This window comes from Dehalococcoidia bacterium, assembly GCA_035528575.1.
Lineage (GTDB): Bacteria > Chloroflexota > Dehalococcoidia > E44-bin15 > E44-bin15 > DATKYK01.
Window position 1 is genome coordinate 13,520 of the sequence record DATKYK010000017.1, and the last position, 17,128, is coordinate 30,647.

At 54.2% G+C, this 17,128-nt stretch carries 15 protein-coding genes and 6 tRNA genes; 4 read left to right on the forward strand and 17 right to left on the reverse strand.

Annotated features, from left to right (window positions below; translation table 11 throughout):
* Window positions 1-79: 79 nt before the first annotated feature.
* Complete coding sequence (locus tag VMX96_03140; protein HUU62904.1) at window positions 80-1,378, forward strand: CFI-box-CTERM domain-containing protein; 1,299 nt, start codon at window positions 80-82, stop codon at window positions 1,376-1,378.
* Between the two features lie 837 nt (window positions 1,379-2,215).
* Here the strand turns inward: VMX96_03140 and VMX96_03145 are convergent.
* From VMX96_03145 to mnmE, 7 genes are all read right to left on the reverse strand, one after another.
* A tRNA-Cys gene (locus VMX96_03145) sits at window positions 2,216-2,291 on the reverse strand.
* Window positions 2,292-2,303: 12 nt separating this feature from the next.
* Window positions 2,304-2,378 (reverse strand) — tRNA-Gly (locus VMX96_03150).
* Window positions 2,379-2,381: 3 nt separating this feature from the next.
* Window positions 2,382-2,465: transfer RNA gene (locus tag VMX96_03155), tRNA-Leu, on the reverse strand.
* A 3-nt stretch (window positions 2,466-2,468) separates the two neighbouring features.
* Window positions 2,469-2,545: transfer RNA gene (locus VMX96_03160), tRNA-Trp, on the reverse strand.
* A 223-nt stretch (window positions 2,546-2,768) separates the two neighbouring features.
* Window positions 2,769-2,844 (reverse strand) — tRNA-Arg (locus VMX96_03165).
* A gap of 43 nt (window positions 2,845-2,887) precedes the next feature.
* Window positions 2,888-2,963, reverse strand: a tRNA-Ala gene (locus tag VMX96_03170).
* Window positions 2,964-3,044: 81 nt separating this feature from the next.
* Window positions 3,045-4,409: a tRNA uridine-5-carboxymethylaminomethyl(34) synthesis GTPase MnmE gene (gene mnmE / locus VMX96_03175; protein HUU62905.1), complete on the reverse strand. Its 1,365-nt coding sequence runs from the start codon at window positions 4,407-4,409 to the stop codon at window positions 3,045-3,047.
* Window positions 4,410-4,734: 325 nt separating this feature from the next.
* Between mnmE and VMX96_03180 the strand changes: the two genes are divergently transcribed.
* From VMX96_03180 to VMX96_03190, 3 genes are all read left to right on the forward strand, one after another.
* Window positions 4,735-5,037, forward strand: coding sequence for a PadR family transcriptional regulator (locus VMX96_03180; GenBank protein HUU62906.1), 303 nt, complete (start codon window positions 4,735-4,737; stop codon window positions 5,035-5,037).
* Window positions 5,038-5,040: 3 nt separating this feature from the next.
* On the forward strand, window positions 5,041-6,258 hold the full coding sequence (locus VMX96_03185) for an MFS transporter (protein ID HUU62907.1): 1,218 nt from the start codon (window positions 5,041-5,043) through the stop codon (window positions 6,256-6,258).
* 148 nt (window positions 6,259-6,406) lie between these two features.
* Window positions 6,407-6,991, forward strand: coding sequence for an NYN domain-containing protein (locus VMX96_03190; protein ID HUU62908.1), 585 nt, complete (start codon window positions 6,407-6,409; stop codon window positions 6,989-6,991).
* 251 nt (window positions 6,992-7,242) lie between these two features.
* Here the strand turns inward: VMX96_03190 and panC are convergent, their stop codons facing one another.
* From panC to VMX96_03240, 10 genes are all read right to left on the reverse strand, one after another.
* Window positions 7,243-8,079 (reverse strand): pantoate--beta-alanine ligase, encoded by an 837-nt coding sequence (gene panC / locus VMX96_03195; protein HUU62909.1) that lies wholly within the window; start codon window positions 8,077-8,079, stop codon window positions 7,243-7,245.
* Window positions 8,080-8,115: 36 nt separating this feature from the next.
* A complete protein-coding gene (locus VMX96_03200) occupies window positions 8,116-8,406 on the reverse strand; it encodes a GYD domain-containing protein (protein HUU62910.1) in 291 nt (96 codons plus the stop codon).
* A gap of 131 nt (window positions 8,407-8,537) precedes the next feature.
* Window positions 8,538-9,380 (reverse strand): 3-methyl-2-oxobutanoate hydroxymethyltransferase, encoded by an 843-nt coding sequence (gene panB, locus VMX96_03205; GenBank protein HUU62911.1) that lies wholly within the window; start codon window positions 9,378-9,380, stop codon window positions 8,538-8,540.
* Window positions 9,377-9,745, reverse strand: a complete 369-nt coding sequence (gene panD, locus VMX96_03210) for an aspartate 1-decarboxylase (GenBank protein HUU62912.1) — start codon at window positions 9,743-9,745, stop codon at window positions 9,377-9,379. Before panD ends, panB begins: the two co-directional genes overlap by 4 nt.
* A complete protein-coding gene (locus VMX96_03215; protein ID HUU62913.1) occupies window positions 9,742-10,638 on the reverse strand; it encodes a DUF2520 domain-containing protein in 897 nt (298 codons plus the stop codon). The genes panD and VMX96_03215 overlap by 4 nt, the downstream gene beginning before the upstream one ends.
* Before the next feature lie 183 nt (window positions 10,639-10,821).
* Window positions 10,822-11,781 (reverse strand): P1 family peptidase, encoded by a 960-nt coding sequence (locus VMX96_03220; protein ID HUU62914.1) that lies wholly within the window; start codon window positions 11,779-11,781, stop codon window positions 10,822-10,824.
* A gap of 223 nt (window positions 11,782-12,004) precedes the next feature.
* Window positions 12,005-12,820 (reverse strand): bifunctional DNA-formamidopyrimidine glycosylase/DNA-(apurinic or apyrimidinic site) lyase, encoded by an 816-nt coding sequence (mutM, locus tag VMX96_03225; GenBank protein ID HUU62915.1) that lies wholly within the window; start codon window positions 12,818-12,820, stop codon window positions 12,005-12,007.
* Window positions 12,821-13,167: 347 nt separating this feature from the next.
* Window positions 13,168-13,530 carry a class I SAM-dependent methyltransferase gene (locus VMX96_03230; protein ID HUU62916.1) on the reverse strand — a complete coding sequence of 121 codons (363 nt, stop codon included), beginning with the start codon at window positions 13,528-13,530 and terminating at the stop codon, window positions 13,168-13,170.
* Between the two features lie 17 nt (window positions 13,531-13,547).
* A complete protein-coding gene (polA, locus tag VMX96_03235; GenBank protein HUU62917.1) occupies window positions 13,548-16,265 on the reverse strand; it encodes a DNA polymerase I in 2,718 nt (905 codons plus the stop codon).
* Between the two features lie 268 nt (window positions 16,266-16,533).
* Window positions 16,534-17,025: a GNAT family N-acetyltransferase gene (locus VMX96_03240; protein ID HUU62918.1), complete on the reverse strand. Its 492-nt coding sequence runs from the start codon at window positions 17,023-17,025 to the stop codon at window positions 16,534-16,536.
* Window positions 17,026-17,128 lie beyond the last annotated feature (103 nt).

Consider the following 17,128-nt stretch of genomic DNA (forward strand, 5'->3'; position numbering starts at 1 on the left):
TGTTTGGCAGCCTGGCCCGTTGGAACAGGGCACAGAATAATTTAGAAATGAAACAAGAAGGGGTATTGGAGGGAATGATATGAAGAGAATACTATATGGTGCGCTGATTTGTGCCCTGATTGTGGGCGTCTCGATCCCCTTGTGGCCAGCCAGCGTTAGCGCGGCTGGCACTGCTATATACGTCGATGACGATTTTAACGACGACCCGGAACGTCACATGTGGGACACGATTCAAGAGGGAATAGACGACGCCACTGATGGCGCCGGCGATACTGTGTATGTGTACGCCGGGACATATAATGAAAACGTTGTTGCAGACAAGAGCAACTTGACTATACACGGCGAGTCTTCCTCTCTGGTGACCGTTGACGGAAATGGAGGGGACCATACCATCAAGATGACAGCGGATGACGTCACGGTGAGGCAGCTCAAAGTCACAGGCGCAACTGGCACAGGCTTCGCCGGCGTCTACTGGGGGAACGTCCAGAACGGCTATCTCGATCATTGCGATATCACCGGCAACTACTTTGGGGTCTTGCTGAATTCTATTTATAACCAAACCATTCAGTGTAACGACATCCATAACAACTCCAACAACGGGATACAGGTGAGCGATTCCACATTAAAAGACCTCACCATGAACGATATTTACAACAACCGTGATGGCATATCCCTGATCAACTCCTCAAAAATCACCATTTGGTACAACAAATCGTATAGCAACAGCAGGTACGGCATCTATGTAGACTCGTTGTCCTATGAAAACGACATCTACCTCAATGACTTCTTCGATAACACCGCTGGCAATGGATATTCAGATAGGTTTGCAGATGATAATAACTGGGAGACACCCAACAAGTCTCAGTGGTTCTGGTACTGCTACGGCGGAGACCCTTACTCGAGCTTTAGGGGCAACTATTGGGGGGACTACGGCGGAGTCGATGTTTCCCCTCTCGATGGGATTGGAGATACCTCTCACCCTCTGGGCAGTGAGGCAGATAGCTATCCGCTTATTAGCAGTTACACAAACTACCCAATGACCTACCCACTGGAGACCTGCCCAGGGTCGCCGGTGCCAGAATGCACAGCAGAGGTAGCGCCACCGTCGCCACCTGCACCGCCTGGCGGCTGCTTCATCGCCACTGCTGCCTACGGCACAGCGAGCGCTGCGGAGATCGATGTGTTACGGGCGTTCAGGGATGAGGTGCTGCTGGAAAGCACAGTGGGCTCTCAACTGGTGGAGTGGTACTACCAGACCAGCCCTCCGGTAGCCGATTTCATATCAGAGAATTATGTGTTAAGGACTCTGGTGAGGGAGTTCGTGGTTGACCCGATTGCTTCGTTAGTCGAAGTAACGGGGTCTCTCTGGCGAGATTAAGGCACAGGCTTTACCCGGCGTGCTTTTTTAAAATAGCGTCGGCGCTCGCAACGGGGTTTCTGACATCTGCCCTGCAGCAGAAGCATTATAATGTAGAGAATATGGGGAGTGCGGGACTCAAGCGCTTCCATAATAATGGCGGTAGTGCTCGTTCTAGTAATGAGCACTATCGCCTATTTTGTGGGGGCTCGCCGGCGCAGGCAGGGGTTTGAGGTTACGTGTTTACCAAGGTTTCCCCACACAAGAATACAGACTTTCCCGACAGACAAATGGCGCAGTTTACTATATAATTTACTAAGTGGGTTGCCATCCAATTGCCACGCGAGTTATCATTACCAGAGACGTTTTCTGTAGATGGCCACAATCATAGACTGGCAAAGCTGAGGATTCACATAAAAAAGAATATCGGCTCAGGAAGTGTGGCAACCAACTGTTTTATCTAAAAAATAAACCTTTGAGCCGGGCATAGAAGCCCGTAGCTTAAGGTTTTAAATATTCAGGTTCCGCGCCACCCCGGTTACCTACATCCTGAACCAGATTTTAAGTGGGGCAAGTAGGCTATTTAAGGAGGTTAGTAAATGAAGGCGACTCAGGATCAAGTATTAAGGCAAACAACAAAGATTGTATATACGGCGCAAAGTCGAGAATTGCTGTACTGGTATATACAGACATTCTTTTTCAGTCTCATAACATTGGGGTTCTATTTGCCAGTGGCCGCAAACAGGCTCTTGAGACTGCTCAGTCGACGAACGGTTATCTATTGGTATGAAGTGGTGGAATCACAGGAAGAATAGACCCGGTTAACACTTCGGCGTACCCGATAAGGTATATTATTTATGGAGGCGACGGGCGGATTCGAACCGCCGAATAGGGGTTTTGCAGACCCCCGCCTTAACCACTTGGCTACGTCGCCATTATCGTTCTATGGAGCGGAAGAAGGGATTCGAACCCTCGACCTTCTCCTTGGCAAGGAGACGTTCTACCACTGAACTACTTCCGCAAGTGCCGAGGAGGAGATTTGAACTCCTACGGGCTTTCGCCCACCACCCCCTCAAGATGGCGTGTCTACCGATTCCACCACCCCGGCGTCTGGCAGGGGCGGGAGGACTCGAACCCCCGACCTGCGGTTTTGGAGACCGCTGCTCTAGCCAACTGAGCTACACCCCTCTTCCCGCTCTACCTGCGGTCTGTATTACATCCAAAGCATATTTAACTTGCAGAACCGAGCAACCCTGTTCCAATATACTGGAACTCCCAGTTATTCCTCTCTCAGCGTTTACGCGCTTTTCTGGACTCTACCTGTCCAGCCTCGCAGGACTATATATTCTCAGTCCCATAGCACTTATTCAGCAGGATAACTTTAGAAACCTCAATAATATTAGCATATTTGTGGTACCCCTGGGGCGACTCGAACGCCCGACACGCGGTTTAGGAAACCGCTGCTCTATCCTCTGAGCTACAGGGGCTCTCAAAACCCTTGTTGATTACTTCCCCCCACATACCTGTTCATGGTGGAGATAGGGGGATTCGAACCCCCGACCTCTGCGATGCGAACGCAGCGCTCTCCCAGCTGAGCTATATCCCCAGCGTGCCAAATTATAGCAAAGGCCAAAGCTATATGTCAATGAAATGGCCCTCACTGCGCAGGCCATAGCACCCGGGGATGCTATTTACCGATGCAGAAACTGCCGAAGATGGTCTCCAGTAGCTCCTCGCTCACCGTCTCGCCGGTGATCTCACCCAGAGCATTCAGGGCGGCGGTGAGGTCGATGGTGGTGAAATCGTCGGGCATCTGAGAAGCGATGCTCGATAGTGCCTGCTCAAGATGATCCTCCGCCCGCTCCAGACAGGCCTTGTGGCGGGGATTGGAAACCAGCAGGGCGTCCGAAGTGTATACCTTCCCCCCGAGGGCACAATCCACCATCTTCTGCTCCAGCTTATCAAGCCCTTCACCGGAGAGGGCTGATACCGAGACAGTGTTCCAGGCGATATTATCCAGGGTGGCTCGCCGGGGCAGGTCACACTTATTTGCCGCTACCAGCACCTCTTTTTCGCGAAGTTCTGAGAGAAGGGTGATGATCTCTCTGTCGGAGCTTCGCAAGGGGGTGCCGGCATCGAGCACCAGCAGGACGATATCGGCCTGCTCTATAGCCTTGCGGCTGCGCGCCACTCCCAGAGACTCGACCAGACCCTTGAGCTTTACCATGCCTGCAGTATCGGTAAGGACGAAGGGCACCCCCTTCAGGTTCACCACTTCCTCCACCGTATCCCGTGTAGTTCCCGGTACCGGGCTGACGATGGCACGGCTCTGTCTGAGCAGGCGATTCAGGAGGCTTGATTTTCCCACATTACGGCGCCCCACAATAGCGGTCCTTACCCCCTGGCGATATACGATCCCCTGCTCTGCGCTTGAGATGAGCTCCTTGAGCATCTCGCGTGCCCTCTCCAGCGCAGGCATTATCTCCTGCTCTGCCACCTCATCTTCGGGGAAATCGATCCTGGCGGTTAGGTAGGCGAGAACGCTCATCAGCTCGGCACGCACTGCCTTTAGGGGCTGGGATAGGCTTCCACCGAGACCATGTATGGCAACCCTTAGGCTGGCTGATGTCTTAGCGCGCACCACATCCAGGACCGATTCCGCCTGAGCCAGGTCTATCCTGCCACTCAGGAATGCCCTCAGGGTAAACTCCCCCGGGTTCGCCGTCCGGGCGCCGTGCCTGAGCACCAACTCCAGGACTCGCTGCAGTGGTGAGGGGCCACCATGGCAGTTGATCTCCACGATGTCCTCTCTTGTATAGGTATGAGGCGCTGCCATATAGGAGACCAGCACCTCATCCACAACCTCCTTTGTGGCAGGGTCAATGATATGACCGTAGACCAGACGGCGGTCTTGTAGCGGGTGATGAAACAACTTCTCGGCGATTGCCAAAGCGCTGGCCCCGCTCAGGCGCACGATGCCGATCCCGCCCTCGCCAAGGGGGGTGGAGAGGGCAGCAATCGTGTCCTCATACATAGCCTGGTAAGTATACATCCTGTGCCCTTGCCCATCAAGGTAATGTGCCAGTCCAGTATACTGGTACACTGTCACTGGCTCATTGAACCTGTCATCGCGACTCCTATGCAGTGTCTACCTATTTAAGCCTACAGTATGGTGTGGATGTCTTCTCCTCTACACGTATCCAGGGTTGTTGCACCGTAGCGCTCCTGGTGTTGGTAAAAAAGTGAAATCGACGATACCATATGTCACCTAGCTAGCTGAACGAGATTATTTAATGCTTATGAAGGCTGCCCTTGACGGACAAGGTCAAATAAAGGTATCATATAGCGATATCACCAAGCGATAATGAGACGATGATATGCTGAAGGATTTCTTTATAGGTTTCATTAAGATTCACATCCTCTACCACGCTTCACAAGGTCCAATCTACGGGGTTGGGATCCTGGAGGAGCTTGGTCGGCATGGCTATCGGTTGAGCCCGGGGACCCTATACCCCACGCTGCATCGCCTTGCGAGGGAGGGCTATTTGGAGAGCAGCTCAAAGGTGGTCGGTGGGAAGGTCCGCAGATACTACACCATAACCGAGAGGGGTCTGGTAGCCCTTGAAGAAGCAAGGCGGAAGATCGCAGAGCTGGTAAACGAGGTGCTGCTGGATAAATAGGTCATGGAACCAGTGAGCAGCGAGAGAAAAAGGATTTTCGGGATCAGCCGTAACGTCTTCGCCCTGGGATGGGTGAGCTTCCTCACCGATGTCTCCACCGATATGATCTTCAACGTGTTCCCTCTCTTCCTATCCCATGTGCTCGGAGTGGGGACAGCATTCATCGGCCTTATGGAAGGGCTGGGCGATAGCGCTGCCACCATGCTCAAAGTGGTTAGCGGCTGGGCCAGCGACAGGCTAGGCCAGCGAAAGGGGCTCACCACCTATGGCTACGTACTTTCCACCGTGGCCAAGCCCTTTCTCCTTATTGCCACCAGCGGGGCGGTGGCGCTGGCCATCCGCTTATTTGAGCGCTCGGGCAAGGGGATTCGCACATCGCCCCGTGATGCCCTGATCGCAGATTCCACCACCGCGGAGAAGATGGGGCGCGGCTTTGGCTTTCACCGTGCTATGGATACCGCTGGTGCGGTCGGCGGGATTGCCATCGCTGCCGCTATCGTCTATCTGGTGCAGGGTTGGGAGACCAGGCTTTCCCTCCCCTCGTTCGAGTGGCTGGTCATTATCGGCGTTATCCCCGCGGCGCTTGCGGTGCTGGTACTTATCTTCTTCGTTCACGAGGGGAGAGCCTCGAGCGCTAAGCGGGTGGAAGGAGGCGCCGCCGATGGAAGGGGTTTGGAAAGGCGGTTCAAGATTTTCCTGGTGATAATGGTCATTTTTACCCTGGGCAACTCCGCCGATATATTCCTGGTGTTGAGGGCAAGCGATATTGGCCTGTCCCCACTACATATACTTCTTATGCTTATCCCGCTCAATCTGGTCTATGCCGCAACTGCCTATCCCTTTGGCAGGCTATCGGACAGGATAGGCAGGAAGCGGATCATCGTCGCCGGCTGGGGGATATACGCCCTTACCTATATCGGGTTTGCCCTGGCATCGCCAATGTGGCACGTAGTTTATGTTATTCTGCTCTTCGCTCTCTACGGGGTTTACTATGGGGCGGTGGAGGGGGTGACCAGGGCATTTGTTGCCGATATGGTGCCCAGGGAGAAGCGGGGGACAGCCTATGGCCTCTATCACGGGGCGATCGGGCTCAGCCTGCTGCTGGCGAGCGTAACTGCCGGGCTTCTATGGGAGGCGATAGACCCGGCGGCGACCTTCTTCTTCGGGGCAGCGATGGCAGTTGTGGCGATTGCAGGATTTGTGCTGTTTATCAAGGAGTAGCTTTTTAGAGCTTTGCCCGGGGGTAAATTTGCCTCTTGCTTAAAGTCGCGGTTACATTTATAGTAAGATTACGCTTTATGGAACCGAATTCCAGTCAGTGATTTGCGGATATGGTGGAAATAGTGTAGCATTTGTTAGGGGGGGATTTATGGAAGACAGGGTATCAATCTTCATCGATGGGAGCAACCTGTATCACGCGCTGCGCTCTAACCTGGGGCGCTACGACCTGAATTTCGCCGAGTTCGCCAGTAAGCTCTGTGGGCCCAGGCGTCTGTTCCGAACATACTACTACAACGTACTGCAGTACTCGAGCCAGCGGTCTGAAGGCCAGGGCGAGCAGCAGGAGTTCCTAAACGCCCTTCGCCAAACGCCGTATTTAGAGGTGAGACTGGGGGGCACCAAGCTGGCGCAGGGTGTCCGTGTGGAGAAGGGCATCGATGTCATGCTGGCCACAGACCTGCTGCATTTCGCCTGGATAAACCTCTATGACATTGCCGTGCTGGTGAGCGGGGACTCAGACTTTGCCTACGCTCTTCAGGCGGTGAAGAACATGGGAAAGCATGTAGAGGTGGCCTACTTTGAGACCAACATCTCCAGGGAACTCCTGGATATCGCCGACAACCGCCATCTGCTGAACCAGAAGTTCTTCCGGGGATTGTGGTCCCGCAAGCGCCCTCCAGAACGTAAGGCGACAAACAAGGCGACAAACAACCGGACGGTAGTGAAAAAGTAGCTAAGCTTGTACTTCCTTTCGGAAATCCGCGTCGTTTCTTGAGTGCCACAGAGAGGGGCGCTGCGAGGCTCGGGAAATAGCAGTCTCGAACAAGGTGATAAGACGTTTGCTTTTTACAGTAAAGTACTGGAAGCAATAAATATGCCCCTATCGGGTGAGATTTTGTTATAAATGAAGCACTGCGCTTAACACGGTATCCTGAATTAAAGACCAATATCGGTCGCTTATAGTAACACCCCGAGATTGTGGGCCTATCCCCCCAACATTGTATTATCGATAAGCCGCGTTCCGCCTATCCTGACTGCCAGCGAGATCAGGGCGGGTGCGGCGATCTCGGCTAGCTCCTCCAGCGTTTCGGGGTTGGCTATGCTCACGTAATCGATAGTGGCGAAAGGCTCGCGCTCGATGAGGGAGGTCATCTCCTGGCACAGGCGAGAGGCGTCCCTCTCACCATTTTCCCAGTGACCACGAGCAAGGCAGAGGGCCTTCCACAGTACCAGTGACGCCTTCCTTTCCTCTGGACTCAGGTAGGTATTGCGGCTGCTCATTGCCAGCCCGTCGGGCTCCCGCACTGTGGGAACGGCCACGACCTCAAGGTTCATGTTCAGTTCGGAGACCATCTTCCGGATCACCGCCAGTTGCTGGGCATCCTTCTGCCCGAAGTATGCTCTATTAGGCTGGACAATGTTCAGTAGCTTGGCCACCACTGTAGTGACCCCCCTGAAGTGACCGGGACGGGATTCACCCTCTAGCCGCTGGGTAATTCCTTCCAGCGTCACCCAGCTACTGAAGCCCTCCGGATACATCTCCCGGGCATCGGGCATAAAAACCAAACCTACACCCTCCTTCTCCAGTAAGGCGAGGTCTCGCTCCGGGTCGCGCGGGTACGCAGTGAAGTCTTCCTGGGGGCCAAACTGCGAGGGGTTAACGAAGATGCTGGCTATAACTGTGAGGGTCTCAGTCCGGGCGTGGCGCACCAGCTCGAGGTGCCCCTGGTGAAGGTAGCCCATGGTGGGCACGAAGCCAACAGAGCCGGTTAGCTTGCCCCGCTCGGCTTTCATTGAGGCGATGGTCTCAACAACCTTCATGGTGTTGATAGAGGGCACAGGTAGTTTCAGGCAGGCTTACTTTTTATGAAGGTTATAAATGAAATCATTGAGCGATGTAGCGCTCAGCGTCATTGTCTCCAGGGTGCCCCGGGAGCCCAGCTCTACTGCTACCCTGGTTATGGTGGCATCGTCCGGAGCATCCAGGATGTTAACGAAATCATAGGGGCCGAGGACGGCATATTGGCCCACTATCCGTGCTCCCATCGCCTCCACCTCCTTGTTGACCTCCTTTATACGCTCCGGCCTCTCTTTTATGGTCTTTCTGCCCCATGTGGTAAGTTTGGTGAGCATTACATATGTGGGCATCATGCCTCCTTTCAACTATAGGGTTCGGCTATCGCAGTCCTCCATCGATGTTTATTCTATCAGCTATGGGGCTGGGTTTCAATCCGGGCCACGATTTTTCGTCTATCTTAGCCCTTCAGCGATAAATTCTATTAGCTGTGAGATTTGTCTTTAATTTGGGCCAGAATGGATTCGTCCATCTCGTAGCTCTGTTTCGGGGTGGGGAAAGTCTCTGCCTTGACCTCGGCGATGTAATCGGCAACGGCGGAAGTGATTGCCTGGTTCAGCTTGGCGTATTGCTTGGCATGCTTGGGGACGAAATCGGTGAACAGGCCCAGGATGTCGCTTACTACCTGCACCTGGCCGTCGCAGTTTTTGCCAGCACCGATGCCGATGGTGGGCACTGTCACCCGCTCGGTGATCAATTTGGAAAGGGGTGCGGGAACACACTCGAGGACGATAGAGAAAACGCCGGCTTCCTCTAATGCCCTGGCGTCATTGAGCAGGCGCACCGCGACCTCCGGGGTCTTTCCCACCACTTTGTAGCCACCAATCTGGTGCACCGACTGCGGAGTAAGCCCGATGTGGCCCTGAACAGGGATGCCACATGCTACCAGCCGGCTCACCCTGTCGGCTACCACCTCCCCTCCCTCAAGCTTCACCGCCTGTGCCCCGCCCTCCTGAATGAAGCGAGCGGCATTGCGCAGGGCATCATCTATAGAGACATGATAGGTCATGAAGGGCATATCGCCTATCACCAGGGCATGCTTCGTCCCCCGGACCACCGCCTTGGTGTGATGGATCATCTCATCCATGGTCACCGGGATGGTTGACTCATAGCCCAGCATAACCATGCCCAGGCTATCGCCAACCAGGATCAGTGCCACCCCGGCCTCGTCGAGGAGCCTGGCGGTGGAGTAATCATAAGCGGTGAGCATGGGGATTTTGTCGCCGCGCTGCTTCATCTCCTTGATTTCGCCGATGGTGACCCTCATAGTGAAAGCACCTCGCCTTTCACCAGGGCATTCCGCTCGTCTACATAGACCAGTCTGGGCTTTGTAGCCTTTGCCTCCTCATCGGCGACAACTTTATAGGAAAGGATGATAACCCTGTCGCCCACGGAGACCAGCCTGGCCGCAGCGCCATTGATGCAGATCTCACCGCAGCCCCGCTCCCCGGTGATGGCGTAGGTCTCCAGGCGCGCACCGTTATCGATGTCCAGCACCTGGACCCTCTCATAGGGGAGGATGTCTGCCGCCTCCATGAGAAGCTCATCGATGGTGATGCTCCCCTCGTAGTTCAGGTTGGCATCGGTGACCCGCGCCCGGTGGATCTTTCCCTTCAGCATCGTTCTCATCATGCTTCCTCCTTTAGTAGTGTTTGCAATTCCCTGGCTTTCTGCTCATCTATCTTACCTTTTGCCAGGGCTATAGGGATCGTCTGGGACCCCAGCTCCCGATAGGTGGGTAGAATTCCGGGAGCAGTTCGCTCCAGAGCGAAAATATGCTTTTCTATGGTGCCCGAGTCCCCGCGGGCGATGGGCCCTGTGAGGCAGTCGGGAATGCCCACGTTATCGATGTTGTTCAGTGTTCCCCGGAGCAGGGGAAGCAGTGCCTGTGTTGCCTGCTGGGGCGGGATCCCGAAGGACTGCCACAGGTCGGTGGCCAGCTTCACCAGGGTTACCAGGTAGTTACAGGCAATCACCGCTGCAGCATGATAAAGCACTTTATCACCGGCGCCGAGCCTGATACAGGTCCCCTCGAGAGCGGCAGCCATCTCTCGGAGCTCGGTAAGCAGCGGCTCGTCCGCTTCAATGGCGAAGGTGGAGCCGGGCATGTTCTCTATAGCATGGGTCACGCTGGCGAAGGTCTGTAAAGGATGGAAGCCGCCGATAAGAGCACCGCGCTTGCTCGCCGGCTCCAGTATATCGGTCGAGTCGGCGCCGCTACAGTGAACTACGCTTTGATCGGGGTGCCATTTAATCCCGGCGGCTACCGGGGCGATGACGCCGTCAGGGGTGGTGATGAAAACTAGCTGGGCATTGTCGGCCACCGCCTGGTTGCTATCCAGTGCCTGGCATGTGGGGACAGCCTCTGCCAGCCGTTGCGCCGAGGCCTTGGTGCGACTGGAAACAGCGACCACCGGGTATCCCTTACCGCTGAGCCTGACCGCCAGCGCCGTACCCACCGTCCCAGCACCGATGAAACCGATCTTGCGCCGGGTGCTTTCCTGGTCTCGCCTTACTTCCTTCATAGCTTCTTCAGGCCTTCCTTGTAGCGGTGGCAAAGTTCAACGTATATTTTTTTACCAGTACCCCACATTTTCCTATGCTCATCGGTAGTATCCCCAAGTGCTCTCGTGTATATAGGCGCTTTCCGCTATCTGCGGCGCATTTCCCTCGAAGGAATAGAGTGCCATAGTGTTATCTTTTCCTCTCTAAATAATATCCCGAGCTGCCGGTATCCCGAAAAGCCCCTCGGCTTGCCTAACTGCTCTCATGATCGCTGCCGCCACCACCTCTGCCGCTATCGCCCCCAGTATGGTGACATCCTCAGCCCCTGCTTTACCGGTGGCGAGGGCAAACATGGTATCGCCATCGAACATGGTATGGGCCGGTCGGACGGTTCTCGCCAGTCCGTCGTGAGCAAGCTGAGCCATTTTGTTAACCTGCTCCTTGTCCAGTAAGGCATCGGTGGCTACCACCCCAATGGTGGTATTTGTAGGAAGAGCGCCGGGAGATTCCTCGCACCTTTTCATTATGTTGATAGTATCGAGAAAAACCCCCTTTACCGTGTCGCGGGGGCCGGCGATGATCCTGCCGGTTCCCGGGTCTACAACATCGCCAAAGGGATTAACCGCAACGATAGCCCCGATAGTGGCATCACCCAACCTCTGGCTTGCTGTCCCCAGGCCGCTCTTGGTCATTCTCTCCGGTCCTAGGATCTTGCCCAACGTGGCCCCGGTGCCAGCGCCGACGCAACCCTCGGCTACCGGCCCGGTTGAGGCGGCAAGGCATGCCTTGTAGCCCTCATCGGGACCGGGCCTCACCTGAGCGCTGCCTAAACGAAGATCGAAGAGAATGGCTGCTGGGACAATGGGCACCTTTGCCACGCCAGTGTCAATGCCGTAACCCCGCTCCTCTAAATAGCGCATCACCCCGCCGGCAGCATCGAGGCCGAAGGCGCTTCCCCCGCCGAGGAGGATAGCGTGCGCCTTGCCCACCAGGCTCATCGGCCGCAACGCGTCTGTCTCCCTGGTGCCCGGAGCAGCGCCACGTACATCAACGCCGGCCACTGCCCCCTCTTCACAGAGTATCACGGTGCAGCCGGTGGCGGCTTCTCTATCGGTGTAATGCCCCACCTTTATCCCTTGAACGTCGGTGATCGCGTTGTGCATGATCAAAGTCTTCGAAATGTAAAAAACCTTCTCGGGCAATACCCGAGAAGGCTTCAGTTAGTATCAACTTTATTTGCCGTCTCGGTCGTTACCGATCCAAGCGACTTATTGTCTGCCGTTTTTCTATTTAATTTTTTGGTTCACCGCCCCGATAACCTCGGGGTCGCCGAACTATAATCATATCATACGCTGCTGAAACTTGTCAAGGGCAGTGTGAAGGAATTTACGATTTCCTCTGGCAGTTGGGGCAGAAGCAGGTGCCCCGATTGCGAATGGGGATCCGCTCAATGGGCGTATCGCAAACAGGGCAGGGCTTGCCACTGCGGTGAGCCACCTTGAAGACAAATTGAGCTGTGCCCGGCTCGCCATCCGGGCGGCGGTAATCGTTGATGCTGGCTCCATGGCCACCGATGGCCTTCTCAAGCACCTGGCGTATGGCACGGTGCAGCCGCGCAATCTCCTCATTTGAAAGGCTATTCGCCATCCTCTGAGGGTGTATCGCGGCAGCAAAGAGGGCTTCATCTGCATACATGTTGCCAACGCCGGCGAGGAAGCCCTGGTCGCAGAGCAAAGCCTTAATCGGTACCGGGCGCTTTATTACCCCTTCCATTAGAACCTCAGCGGTAAAGCCTGGGCCCAGTGGCTCGGGGCCAAGCTTGCCCACCACCATGTTCTCATCTGACACCAGCCACATCCGGCCAAGCTTTCGCGGGTCGCGGAAGTGAAGCCTGGCTCCATCGTCGAGAAGGAATAGAGCCCGGGTGTAGGGATGGGAATCACCCTGGGTATCGAGGAGCAGCGAGCCGCTCATCATAAAGTGCAGGACAAGCGCCTCGCCAGTTGCGAGGCGAAGAACGAGGTATTTACCACGCCTAAAAATCTCCTGAATACATTGTCCCCTGAGGCGGTGGCAGAACTCATCTGGCGATGGGATTTGCACTGCTCTAGGCCAATTTAGGCTGACGCCGACAAAGCGTCGCCCCGCTATACTTTTGGACAGGTCTCTTTTTATAGTCTCTACTTCTGGTAGCTCAGGCATCTTTTCTCCTTTTCCAGTAGTTGGAAATAGGCTTGCGTGTCACCTACAGACTATCGGTCATTTTCGATACCTCGCCCTGATTTTTTAAATCGGTAGAGCTTTCCCTCCTTTTCTTCCAAGTAGAAGAGGCCGGCTGTAGCTACAATGTCTAAAAATTTACGTTCGCGCATTTCGTGTTCGTCTATAAACAGGGTGCCATGGGGTTTTAGGGTTCTATTCGCTTCCCTTAATGCCCCTTGCTTATCGCTATATTCATGGAAGGCGTATGACATAAAAACTGTATCTATGCTTTTATCATTAATGCGGGTATTTGCCACATCTGCTAGGATAGTGTGGATATTTCTTAGCTAGGCTATCCTAGCCATGGTCTTGACAATGGCTACATGGAAAGGTTGGTTGTCTAACGCATATACCCTACCCTTCTTCCTGACCGTACGAGCAATGGGGATAGTGTAGCGTCCGATGCCACAGCCGGCATCTAAAATGATCTGCCCTTCCCTAATACCGGCCATTTTCAACTTCTTCCGCTTCCTTTGAGGGGGTTCGATACAGAATATCCACATCCAGAAGCAGAAGGTATGGAATAAATACATTCCGATACCAGACATTCGCTGCCGATAGATGATCTTCAGAATTATATAGATGTAGATCGCCACCCCAAAGAAAATCCCTATCCCTATACCGACCCATTCCCCCGTTGTAAAATCCATTATTTTGCCCTTCTGGTTTAATCCATCTCCCCCCAGTTTTTCCCCACCTTGACCTCGACCGGAACCGGAACGCTGAGCTTCAGGGCATTGGGCATAATATCAAGTACCAGTTTCTTCATCTGCTCAAGCTCCTCCCGGGGTACCTCGAAGACCAGCTCATCGTGGACCTGAAGGATCATCCTGGACTTGAGCTTTCTCGAGCTCTTTTCCCGGTATATATCGATCATCGCCCTCTTGATAATGTCTGCTGATGTACCCTGAATTGGCATGTTTATCGCCATGCGCTCCGCCGCCGCCCGCACCTGCCCGTTAGGGGAGTTTATATCCGGCATGTAGCGCCGTCGGCCCAGCACAGTTTCCACATAGCCCTGCTCCCTGGCCTGACGCTTTGTTGCTTCGATATACTCCTTAACCCCGCTGTGTTTCTCGAAATAGGTGGTTATAAATTGTGTAGCCTCCTCACGTGAGAGCTCGGTAGCCTGCTCTAGCCCGTAGCCGCTCATCCCGTAGAGCACGCCGAAGTTCACCGTCTTGGCCACACGGCGCATATCCGCAGTCACCTCGGAAGGGGGCACGTCGAAGACCTCGGAGGCGGTGGCACGGTGGATGTCGTCATCTCGATTAAAGGCAGCCAGTAGCTGGGCATCCCGGGAGAGGTGCCCCATCACGCGAAGGTCGATCTGTGAGTAATCGCTGCTGAGAAGCATAGAGCCATCCCCGGCGATGAAGGCTTTTCTTATCTGACGCCCCAGCTCTCCGCGAATGGGGATGTTCTGCAGGTTGGGGTCACTGGAGGAGAGCCGCCCGGTGGTGGTTCCGGTCTGGTTAAAGGTTGTATGAACCCTGCCAGTTTTGGGGTTGACCAGGGCGGGTAGGGCATCAATATAGGTGGACTTAAGCTTGGTTAGCTGACGATAGTCCAGAAGCGGCTGAATAACCGGGTGAAGCCCTTTGAGTCCTTCGAGGACGGAGGCATCGGTGGAATAGCCGGTCTTGGTCCTCCGCCCGCCGGGGAGATTTAGCTCCTCGAAGAGGACAGTGCCCAGTTGACGCGTTGAGTTTATATTAAAACTGTGCCCGACCTGTTTATGGATCTCGGCCTCCAGCCCCAGCATCCGCTCTCCCAGGCTCTGGGACATCGCCCAGAGAGACTCTACATCCAGTGCCACCCCGTTACGTTCCATCTCGAGGAGTACAGGAATCAGTGGTACCTCCAGTTCGGCAAAAAGCTGCCACAGCCCCTGTTCCCTTAGCTCTGCCTCCAGTAATGCGGTCAGCCGCCCGGTGATGTCAGCATCGGCGCAGGCGTACCGAGCTGCTGCGGGGATGGCGACATAGTCCATCGAGGTTTGCTTCGACCTGGTGCCGATGAGGTCGGTAATGGGGGTCATCTCAACGCCAAGCTTGCTGAATGCCAGGGGCTTGAGTCCGATGGACTTCTCCCCCAGAAGGTGAGCGGCGATCATGGTGTCGAAGCTCAGATTCCCAAGCTCGATCCCATGCTCGGCGAGTACCATCATGTCATATTTGCCATTGTGGGCGCTCTTACCGAGTTTCGGGTCTTCGATAAGGGGCTTGAGTCTCTCCAGAACCTGGTTCAGGGGGAGCTGATCACCGAGGCGGTGTCCCACCGGAACATAGTAGGCCTTGCCCGGCTCGCAGGAGAAGGACATACCTACCAACTCGGCATACATTGCCTCCTTGCCCGTTGTCTCAGTGTCGATGGTGAATGAGGGGGCCTCGCCAAGCGCGGTGATAAGATCGTCCATGCGCTGTGGGGTGTCCACGATTCGATAATCCCCTTCAGCCCTCTCCGCTTTCGCTGTCTCCTTGCTCTCTCTTCCGTCCAGCTCGCCTATTTCGCCAAGTTTCTCCAGCATGCGGTTGAACTCCAGCTCGCGAAAGAGCGCCACAACCGTGGGGCGGTCGAAGGCTGATATGGCACAGGCATCGAGATCCAGGTCGATGGGGACATCGGTAACGATCGTGGCCAGCCGCTTGCTCTGGTACGCGTTTTCGACATCTTTCAGTGCATGCTGCACTCTGGCAGGTGTTATATCATGGATATGGGCGTATATTTGCTCAATGCTACCAAACTGCTGGAGCAGCTTTACTGCCGTCTTCTCTCCGATGCCGGCGACGCCGGGGATGTTGTCTGATGGGTCTCCCTTTAGCCCTTTCAGGTCGGCGATCTGATGAGGGGAGATGCCATACCGCTCTGCTACCTTCTCCTCATCGTATTGCACGGTGTCGCTAAAGCGCTTTCCCGGTCGCGGCGTGAGCACCCGCACTCTTGGGGAGACAAGCTGCAGTGTATCCATATCGCCGCTGACGATGAGGGTATCTATCCCCTGGGCTGAAGCCTGACGGGAGAGGGTGCCCAGGATGTCATCAGCCTCGTAGCCATCCATTTCGAAGCTGGGGATATTAAAGGCGTCCACCAGCTGGCGTACCCGGTGGAATTGGCTCTTGAGCTCCTCTGGGGTGGGGGGGCGCTGCGCCTTATAGGGTGCGAACTCCCGATGCCTGAAGGTGGGTGCAGGGTAGTCGAAGGCGATGGCGTAGTGGGTGGGTTTAAACTCGGCGAGCACCTTGAACACCATGTTGGCAAAGCCATATACCGCCCCTGTCGCCTCCCCTGTCTTGGTCACCGCCAGGGGGGGCAGGGCGTGAAAGGCGCGGTGGATCAGGGCATTTCCATCGAAGAGGATAAGTAAGGGTTTATTCTCGGCCATCTCCGCCACATTATAATTCTCCCCGCTCGGTTATAGCAATCTATTCGGACTATTCGGAGGACTTGAGGGATATGAGGTTAGTAAAACAGGCAGTTCAACACCTGTAATCGGTAGACGTATGAGATGGTGATTTCAGCTCAATATCTATAAGTTGTCGTTGGGTTGAGATGTTGACCAGAGCGAAATGCTATCTATGGGGGACATTAGCTTCGCTTCATTATTTATGGATACATACAATATTAAAATGGAGAGCAATACTTTTTACAGTTTACAGGATTTTAGAATATAGATAGCAGTCATAGTATTTATCTTCAACAAGTAGCATCTGCCGTAGGATACCTTCTTTTTCATAACCGCATTTAATAGTGATCCTCTGACTAGCCTTGTTTTCCTTTGCCATCTTCATTTCGATACGACTTAAGTTGGTTTTCTCGATAATAAACTCTTCCAGTTTCCCTAACGCCTGAGTTGCAACGCCCTTTTTCCAGTACTTCTCATCAATAAAAAATCCGACTTCACCGATGTAAGGTCTGAATTGGTCTACTCTAACCCCAATCGCTCCAATGTGCTTCCCGTTACATAATATAGAAAAGTTGAATTCGGTTTTAGTTTTACGTTTCTGGGAATCTAACCTTAAAAAATCCCTTTCTTCGTCGAGCGTTTTTGGTTTAGCCGGGAGATAGAGGAATTTTGGGTTTGATAAGATCTCGAAAAAACGTTTTGCATCGGATAATCGCTGTGGTCGGATTTCAACATTCATGTACTAACTCCATAGTAATAAAGTTCAATCGCTGCTTTTAGTAGAGCCTGGTGTGTAGAAAGGGTATATCGGAGTCCTCTGTTTGTCAAATGGTGCGGCCGCA

What these genes read in the sequence shown, in the direction of transcription:
- mnmE (HUU62905.1), bottom strand. Translation starts at nt 4,409, where the DNA reads ATGTATACTTACCAGGCTATGTATGAGGACACGATTGCTGCCCTCTCC.
- VMX96_03215 (HUU62913.1), bottom strand. Translation starts at nt 10,638, where the DNA reads ATGAAGGAAGTAAGGCGAGACCAGGAAAGCACCCGGCGCAAGATCGGT.
- VMX96_03140 (HUU62904.1), top strand. Translation starts at nt 80, where the DNA reads ATGAAGAGAATACTATATGGTGCGCTGATTTGTGCCCTGATTGTGGGC.
- VMX96_03200 (HUU62910.1), bottom strand. Translation starts at nt 8,406, where the DNA reads ATGCCCACATATGTAATGCTCACCAAACTTACCACATGGGGCAGAAAG.
- polA (HUU62917.1), bottom strand. Translation starts at nt 16,265, where the DNA reads ATGGCCGAGAATAAACCCTTACTTATCCTCTTCGATGGAAATGCCCTG.
- panC (HUU62909.1), bottom strand. Translation starts at nt 8,079, where the DNA reads ATGAAGGTTGTTGAGACCATCGCCTCAATGAAAGCCGAGCGGGGCAAG.
- VMX96_03180 (HUU62906.1), top strand. Translation starts at nt 4,735, where the DNA reads ATGCTGAAGGATTTCTTTATAGGTTTCATTAAGATTCACATCCTCTAC.
- VMX96_03190 (HUU62908.1), top strand. Translation starts at nt 6,407, where the DNA reads ATGGAAGACAGGGTATCAATCTTCATCGATGGGAGCAACCTGTATCAC.
- panD (HUU62912.1), bottom strand. Translation starts at nt 9,745, where the DNA reads ATGATGAGAACGATGCTGAAGGGAAAGATCCACCGGGCGCGGGTCACC.
- VMX96_03230 (HUU62916.1), bottom strand. Translation starts at nt 13,530, where the DNA reads ATGGATTTTACAACGGGGGAATGGGTCGGTATAGGGATAGGGATTTTC.
- VMX96_03220 (HUU62914.1), bottom strand. Translation starts at nt 11,781, where the DNA reads ATGCACAACGCGATCACCGACGTTCAAGGGATAAAGGTGGGGCATTAC.
- VMX96_03240 (HUU62918.1), bottom strand. Translation starts at nt 17,025, where the DNA reads ATGAATGTTGAAATCCGACCACAGCGATTATCCGATGCAAAACGTTTT.
- panB (HUU62911.1), bottom strand. Translation starts at nt 9,380, where the DNA reads ATGAGGGTCACCATCGGCGAAATCAAGGAGATGAAGCAGCGCGGCGAC.
- VMX96_03185 (HUU62907.1), top strand. Translation starts at nt 5,041, where the DNA reads ATGGAACCAGTGAGCAGCGAGAGAAAAAGGATTTTCGGGATCAGCCGT.
- mutM (HUU62915.1), bottom strand. Translation starts at nt 12,820, where the DNA reads ATGCCTGAGCTACCAGAAGTAGAGACTATAAAAAGAGACCTGTCCAAA.